Origin of the sequence: Streptomyces sp. NPDC051172 (assembly GCF_040682555.1) — a bacterium.
GTDB lineage: Bacteria > Actinomycetota > Actinomycetes > Streptomycetales > Streptomycetaceae > Streptomyces.
Map to the genome: position 1 here is coordinate 1 of NZ_JBFBBE010000227.1, position 6,868 is coordinate 6,868.

The window sequence follows — 6,868 nt, forward strand, 5'->3', positions numbered from 1 at the left end:
CCGTATCCGCTCCGGGAAGCCATCCCCCACCACATGATCACGAGCCACAAGCCCCGGATCCTAAAGGATCACCCGGCAAGGAAGCGACGTTGGGGACTGATCCCCGAACGGGGACCTGTCGGGTATCAGGCCCGCCTGCCTACGTTTGGTGGTGCGCCAACCATGTCCGTCGGGCGGCCGGTTGACGCACTGCGTACTTCGGTGCGGAACCGGCGAGTGGGTCATGATTCCTGATGACGTAACCACCCCGTCTTTCCCGATGCCTCGGGCGCCTGAAAGTCTCTTCGATCCGCCACCGACGCTGTACCGGCTTCAGCACGATGCGCCCCGTGAGCGGGGAGCGGTTGTGGGAGGCAGCGTCAGCTGGCTGGTGAAACGCCTGTCCTGGCAGTGGCGGTCGACGGCGATTTCGGCTACCCGGTGTCCCGGCTTTGACAGCCCGCGATGAGACTCCGGCTAAGGACGGGGTGGTTACGTCATCAGGAGTCATGACCCACTCGCCGGTCCGGCACCGAAGTACGCAGTGCGCCGACCGGCCGCCGGACGGACATGGTTGGCGCACGACGAAACGTAGGCAGGCGGGCCTGATATCCGACAGGTCCCCGTTCGGGGATCTGTCCCTGCCCCTGTGGTGCGGCCCTAGGGTGCTGCCGTTCTGACGTGCCGAAGGTGCACCCGCGCACACCTTCCTCCGGCGTCAACTCCTTTCGCCCGCCCCACGTATCCGCGACATGCCTGCGCATCGCAGCCGAACCGCCAGGAGCTACGACGTGACCAGTACTCCCACAGAGACCGTGACTCTCGACGCCGGGAGGCGCCTGTACGACCAGCTCGACGAACTCCGGGCTGCCGGCCCCGCCGTCCGCGTGAACCTGCCGGACGGCGTCGTGGCCTGGTCGGTCACCCGCGGTGACATCGCCAAGGAACTCCTTGTCCACCCGCACATCTCCAAGGACCCGCGCAAGTCCTGGCCGGGACACCGGCCCGGCGACGTTCCGTGGCTGTACCCGTTTGTCGACGTGATCAACATGACCACCTCTGACGGGGACGACCACACACGCCTGAAGCAGCTGATCAGCAAGGCGTTCACCGCCCGCAGGATCGAGGCGATGCGGCCCGGGATCGAGGCCGTCGTCACCGATCTCCTGGATGCGCTGGAGCGCCGTGGTGCCACCGAACGCGTCGACCTGCGTGCCGGGTTCGCGCACGGAGTGCCCACCCGGGTCATCTGTGACCTGTTCGGTGTCCCCGCGGACCAGCGGCCCGAGATGCTCCGTGTCATGGGGGCCGTGTTCGCAGCGGACGTCACGCCCGAGCAGTCCGAGATCCTCGCCCAGGACCTCTACCGCGCGATGCAGTCCCTGATCGATACCAAGCGCCTGATGCCCGGCGATGACATGACGAGCGTGCTGCTGACCGCCCACGACGAGGACGGCGACCGGCTCAGCGAGGCCGAACTCGTCTCCACCCTCATCCTGATGATCGGTGCCGGCAGCGAAACCACCGTCGCCCTGATCGGAGCCGCGGTACGCGAACTCCTCACCCACCCCGACCAGCTCGCAAAGGTTCGCGCCGAACCGGCCCGCTGGAGCGACGTGATCGAGGAGGCACTGCGCGTGCACCCGCCCGTCATGCACTTTCCGCTTCGGTATGCCACGGCGGACATCGACCTGGGTGAGGGTGTCGTCATAGCGGCCGGTGATGCTGTCATCATCGGCTTCGGCGCCCACGGCCGCGACCCGGCGGTCCATGCCGACCCCGCCGGCTTCCAGATCGACCGCGCCGACAAGCAGCACCTCGCCTTCGGCTACGGCATTCACTACTGTCTCGGAGCCCCGCTCGCCCGCCTCGAAGCCGAAGTGGCCCTCCCGGCCCTGTTCGAGCGCTTCCCCCAGCTCGCTCTCGCCGTCGCGCCCGACCAACTTGTGCCCCAGCACTCGTTCATGGGCAACGACGTGGTCGAACTGCCTGTAACCCTGGGCCCGGCCGCATAGACGGAACCACAGAAGAAGCAGCGGCGGCCCGAACTCCCGCGTACTCACCATGCCACTACCCGGCTCGATGCCGCAGCCGGGATGGATACAGGTGATTCACCTCAAACCTGGGGGGAACGCCATTGCGGGCCCACCTCGCCGAAGAGTTCCTCAACGGTCAGCCAGTCGAAGCAGCAGCCAGGAAAAGGGCCGCCGCACTGGTGGCAGCCCGATGCGTCCTGCCGGCATCCGATCCCTCCGGATCACGGGCATACAGGGTGCACCTGGCCGAAACACTGACCTGTCGAGCCCTGATCGAAGCCACGTCAGATCCTCAGAGGGCGTTTGAACTGGGCAGATTGCCGTTTACATCCTAGCCTGCGCGTTTCACTTGCTGCGGCGTCCGGATCTTGAGCGGGAAAGCGAAAGTGCCTCCTGAGCTGGGACGATGAGGCTTTTCTAAGGTCTCTGCAGTCCGAGCAGGAAGGCACTTTCTGCGTGCACGCGACCGGGTCGCGCCCGAAGCTCGTCGTCTCGGCTGACGGCCGCGGGGTGTTCAGCCATGCCGGGACCCGACTGCTGGCGGATCTGGCCGATGCCACCGGAGTGACCGCGGCCTTCACCGACGCGCTGCGACACCTGCGACCACGTGGCACCGGGCACCAGCCCGGGCGGATAGCAGCGGACTTGGCGGTGATGTCGGAGAAAGAACAGGCCGCGGCGACCTACAAGCGCGGCTTCGGCTACCACCCGCTGCTGTGCTTCCTGGACAACACCGGCGAGGCCCTGGCCGGAGTGCTCAGGCCCGGCAACGCCGGCGCCAACACCGTGGCCGACCACACCACCGTCCTGGAAGCGGCACTCGCCCAGATCCCCGACGCCGACCGCCACGGCACCCCCATCCTCGTCCGCGCCGACAGCGCAGGAGGAGCCAAGGCGTTCCTGGCTCACGTGCGTGACCTGCGACCACGGGGCATCCGTACATTCTTCTCCGTGGGATACGCCGTCACCGAGCCGGTCCGCCGAGCGATCCGAGCCTTGCCCAAACGCGTCTGGCACCCCACGCTGGAACAAGACGGCTCCCTGCGCCAAGGAGCGGAGGTCGCCGAGCTGACCGGCATGGTCGACCTCTCCGGCTACCCCCACGGCACACGGATCATCGTCCGCCGCGAGCGACCGCACCCCGGCGCCCAGTTGTTCCTGTTCGACCTGGACGAGGGCATGCGCCACCAGGTCTTCCTCACCGACACCCCCTACAGCCAGGGCTCCCTGCAGCACCTGGAAGTCCGCCACCGCGCGCACGCGCGCGTGGAGGACCGCATCCGCTGCGGTAAGATCACCGGCTTCGGCTGCTTCCCCTCACGCCACTTCGCAATCAACACCGCCTGGCTCGAGCTGTCCTTGACCGCCCTCGACCTGCTCGCCTGGATGCGCACCCTGCCGCTGGAAGGCGAACTGGCCACCGCCGAGCCGAAGAAGCTCCGCTACCGGCTGCTGCACGCAGCTGCCCGCATCACCCGAGGCGGCCGCCGCCTGCACCTGCGGATCTCTGCGACCTGGCCCTGGCCAAACGAGCTGACCAGCGCATTCGCCCACCTGACAGCCCTGCCACGGCCAGCCACCTGAACCGCGGCACCGCCCCTGACCACCCACGACCCGAGGAACCCCTGGAGAACCCGACCCGTGCGTCGGGCCCCGACTACGCCCACCCAGCCACGAGGAACCGAAACCACCGCTTCACCGCGATTCGACCAGCTCAGCCGCACGAAGCGAAAAGGGGGGGCTAACTTGCCTTACACCTCTCCAACGGGCCGACCTGTAGGGAGAGTTGACAGCACTAGATAATCATCGCGGCCGCCGGGCTGCGCCCGGCGCAGGTCCTCGGCTTCATCGCAGCCGTCCTCATCGACTGGAACCACGTCTTCCCCGAGGAGCCCCGTCTGCGCATCGCCCTGGACGTGCCCGCCGACGAGGCGTGCCGCTTCGGCTTCTTCACCACCGAAGACCAGCACCGGCTCATGGCCGAAGCCCGCGCCGCGACTCTGCAGACCATGGAGGACTTCATCACCTGGGCCGCGGACGACGGGGCCGCCCCGCTCTACCTCCACAAGCTGCGCGAGGCCCGCAGCACCGCCCGCGACTTCCAACGCCTGACCCGCAGGTATCCCAGTGCCGCGAGACCGAAGTTCCTCGTCCAGATGCCGTCCTGGACATGGCCCGGCCGCTCGGTGGCCGCCGAACTGTCGCCGGTTCCCCGCCCCACCTCCTCCGGTGGCTGGCCGCTTCCGCCCACCGGCGCAGCACCCAGACCCTGGAGCAGGCGATGGAGGCGGCCTGGCAGCGCGCCTTCGACAAGGACGGGTTCCGCATGGGACACCCACCGATACACAGAACGTCCCTTTCGCCTGTGAAGCGGACGCACCGGCAGCGCACAATCCGGGCACGGCACTCGCACCCCGACCGGGGTGCCCGTCTGAACCAGGGGACTCCTCGCAAATGCTCGACCGCTGATCTCGTTGCTGGCCACTGGCGTCACCGGCCTGGTGGTGGCACTGAGCGGCGCCCCGTGGTGGCTGGCAGTCACCGCGTTTGTCTGCCTCACCCTCGGCCTGGGCGTCGTGGCCCTCCAGTCGATCTTTCCTCAGGAGTCCGCCCACCGGCTCCGGTAGTGCCAGGGCCCCAACTCCCGCCCGGCAGGCCGTGAGGACCCGGCTCGGCCGGCGGTGCGGGACCCGAAGAGCGCTGAGCACGGCCCCGGCGGCGGCAGACGGTGACGTTCGCCAAAGTGCCCACCTGGGCTCGTCGGCGCCGTGATCCTGGGCCCCGCCGCGTAGCAGCACCGCGGAGCACAGCAGTGCGGCACCACCCCGGCCGGGCTCCCGACGACCGGGGTGGCGCCGCATCGCCGTGCGCTTCGACGGGTCAGACCGCCCTCGCCTCGGCGATGCGCATGGTGCCGGAGGTCTCCGTCATGCCGGTGAACCGGAAGCCGGCGGCGTCCAGGAGCGCGGACAGCTCGCCCTCGGTGCGTTCCCGGCCGCGGGTGAGGGCGAGCATGATGACGTCCATCGTGAGAGCCGCCGGGGTCGGCCGCTCGTCGGGCAGGACGTTCTCGACGACCAGCAGGGTGGCTGCTGGGGCGGCCGACTTCCGTACCGTGGCGAGGATCCGCGCGGTCCGTTCGTCGTCCCAGTTGTGCAGGACGTGCATCAGGACGTAGGCGTCGGCGGCGGGCACCTCGTCGAAGAAGTCCCCGGCACACAGGGCGAGGCGCGGGTGGTCGGGGAAGGCCAGGGCCTCGATGACGCCCGGCCGGTCGAACAGGACGCCCTCGGCGCCGGGTACGGCGTCCAGGATGCCGCGCAGCAGGTGACCCCGGCCGCCGCCGATGTCGGCGATGCGGCCGAACGGCGTGAAGTCGTAGGCGTCGACGACCGCCGGGACGTCGGCCGCCGCCTTGGAGGTCATGGCGCGGTCGAAGATCGCGGCCTCGTCGGGCCGCTCCTGCAGGTAGGCCCAGAGCCCCTCGGCCTGGAGCACCTCGATGGCCGGTTCCCCGGTCATGACGGTGTGCTGCAGCAGGGCGAGGCTGTCCAGGTGCATCGGCAGCCCCATCAGGCGCAGCAGCGGGCGCGCGCTCATCGGGTGGTCGTCGCGCAGCACGCGGGACGCGTCGGTGTGCGCGAAGCCGCCGTCGCGCTCCTCGAAGACACCGAACGAGGCGAGCAGCCGCAGGACCCGGTCGAGCGCGCCGGGAGCGGCCCCGCAGGCGGCCGCCAGCTTGCCGGGCGGGACCGGTTCGTCGTCGATCCGGTCGGCGATCCCGATCTCGGCGGCGACCTGCAGACACCGCGCCGGGTAGGCGCCGTAGGCGAGCGCGTGGATCATCTCGGGGGATTGCTTTGTCATGACGGGCAGGGCTCCCTCTGGACGGTGTCCGGGCGCGTCCGGACCGCGTGGGACAAGAAGCTAGGAGCGGCGCCCCGACACCCGACAGGTCTCCGTTCGGGGATCTGGGATTGTCCTCGGGGTGCGGCCGTACAGTGTCAAGCGGCGTCAGCCAGGGCCTCGGCACGCTTCCGGGCCCGGATCCCGGACCGAGAGGCGGCCGATGAGCTCGCACCGCAACGGGTGGGACCGCGGCACGGTGACCGTGCCCGCCGGAGAACCAGCCCTGTACGCCACGGAGTCGCCCGGCGCCGCGAGCGTCGCGCCGTCGCCGCTGGCCGGACGGGGGCCGGGCCGTGCCTGACACCGCCCGTGTCCTCCTCGTGCCCGGCGCCGCCGCGTGGGGGCCCTACAACACGCTGCGGGCGATGGCAGAGTGGTCCGCGAGCGCGGCGCACGGCCGTGTTCGCGATGGACGGCAGCTTCCGCTGTTGGCGCCTCCCGCCTGCCGGACCGCTAGGGGCAGGGCGCCGGAGAAGTGGCCCCGCCGACGCGTGGTCGACGCGATCCGCTACATCACCGATAACGGCGCGAAGTGGCGGGCGCTGCCCGCCGACTTCGGCATCCCGTGGCGCACCGTGTTCGGCTACTTCGCCCGCTGGGCGAAGGTCGGCGTCCTGCGGCACGTCCTTAACCAGCTCCGCCGACGGCTTCGTCTCCGGCGGCACCGGTGTCCCTGGCCGGTCCGCGTGATCGTCGACTCCCAGTTCGTTAAGACCGTGTCCTACGTGGTGAGGCGGATGAGTCGCTTGTAGCAGCACAGGGCTGCGGCGAGGCCGAGAAAGGCCAGGTAGTTGCGGGAATTTCCGCTCGTAGCGGGGGCTGAGTCGGCGGTAGCCGGACAGCCACGACGTTGGGTCGGCCGCGCGGTGAGGTGCCTGCTGTGACAGGTCCTGTTCCGCGCGGCCTCCCGCCGAACCGGACATGACGGTTTCCCTGTCATCCGG

General features: G+C 69.6%; 7 protein-coding genes and 2 pseudogenes. 7 read left to right on the forward strand and 2 right to left on the reverse strand.

The window, feature by feature from the left end; translation table 11 throughout:
* Window positions 1-770 precede the first annotated feature (770 nt).
* The 5 genes from AB0N07_RS49155 to AB0N07_RS49175 all read left to right on the forward strand — a co-directional run bounded on the left by AB0N07_RS49155 (window position 771) and on the right by AB0N07_RS49175 (window position 4,642).
* Window positions 771-1,994 carry a cytochrome P450 gene (locus AB0N07_RS49155; RefSeq protein ID WP_365847255.1) on the forward strand — a complete coding sequence of 408 codons (1,224 nt, stop codon included), beginning with the start codon at window positions 771-773 and terminating at the stop codon, window positions 1,992-1,994.
* Window positions 1,995-2,101: 107 nt separating this feature from the next.
* Entirely contained in the window at window positions 2,102-2,350 is a 249-nt protein-coding gene (locus AB0N07_RS49160; protein WP_365847267.1) for a hypothetical protein, read from the forward strand.
* Window positions 2,351-2,471: 121 nt separating this feature from the next.
* A complete protein-coding gene (locus AB0N07_RS49165) occupies window positions 2,472-3,599 on the forward strand; it encodes an IS1380 family transposase (protein ID WP_365847257.1) in 1,128 nt (375 codons plus the stop codon).
* A gap of 332 nt (window positions 3,600-3,931) precedes the next feature.
* A complete protein-coding gene (locus AB0N07_RS49170; RefSeq protein WP_365847259.1) occupies window positions 3,932-4,384 on the forward strand; it encodes a hypothetical protein in 453 nt (150 codons plus the stop codon).
* A gap of 105 nt (window positions 4,385-4,489) precedes the next feature.
* Entirely contained in the window at window positions 4,490-4,642 is a 153-nt protein-coding gene (locus AB0N07_RS49175) for a hypothetical protein (RefSeq protein ID WP_365847261.1), read from the forward strand.
* 253 nt (window positions 4,643-4,895) lie between these two features.
* Here AB0N07_RS49175 and AB0N07_RS49180 read toward each other — a convergent pair whose 3' ends face one another.
* Complete coding sequence (locus AB0N07_RS49180; protein WP_365847263.1) at window positions 4,896-5,882, reverse strand: methyltransferase; 987 nt, start codon at window positions 5,880-5,882, stop codon at window positions 4,896-4,898.
* Window positions 5,883-6,084: 202 nt separating this feature from the next.
* Between AB0N07_RS49180 and AB0N07_RS49185 the strand changes: the two genes are divergently transcribed.
* Window positions 6,085-6,225 carry a hypothetical protein gene (locus AB0N07_RS49185; RefSeq protein WP_365847265.1) on the forward strand — a complete coding sequence of 47 codons (141 nt, stop codon included), beginning with the start codon at window positions 6,085-6,087 and terminating at the stop codon, window positions 6,223-6,225.
* Window positions 6,226-6,289: 64 nt separating this feature from the next.
* Window positions 6,290-6,637 (forward strand): annotated as a pseudogene (locus AB0N07_RS49190) (transposase); the annotation flags it as partial.
* An 8-nt stretch (window positions 6,638-6,645) separates the two neighbouring features.
* Here the strand turns inward: AB0N07_RS49190 and AB0N07_RS49195 are convergent.
* A pseudogene (locus AB0N07_RS49195) lies at window positions 6,646-6,772 on the reverse strand (IS5/IS1182 family transposase); the annotation flags it as partial.
* Window positions 6,773-6,868 lie beyond the last annotated feature (96 nt).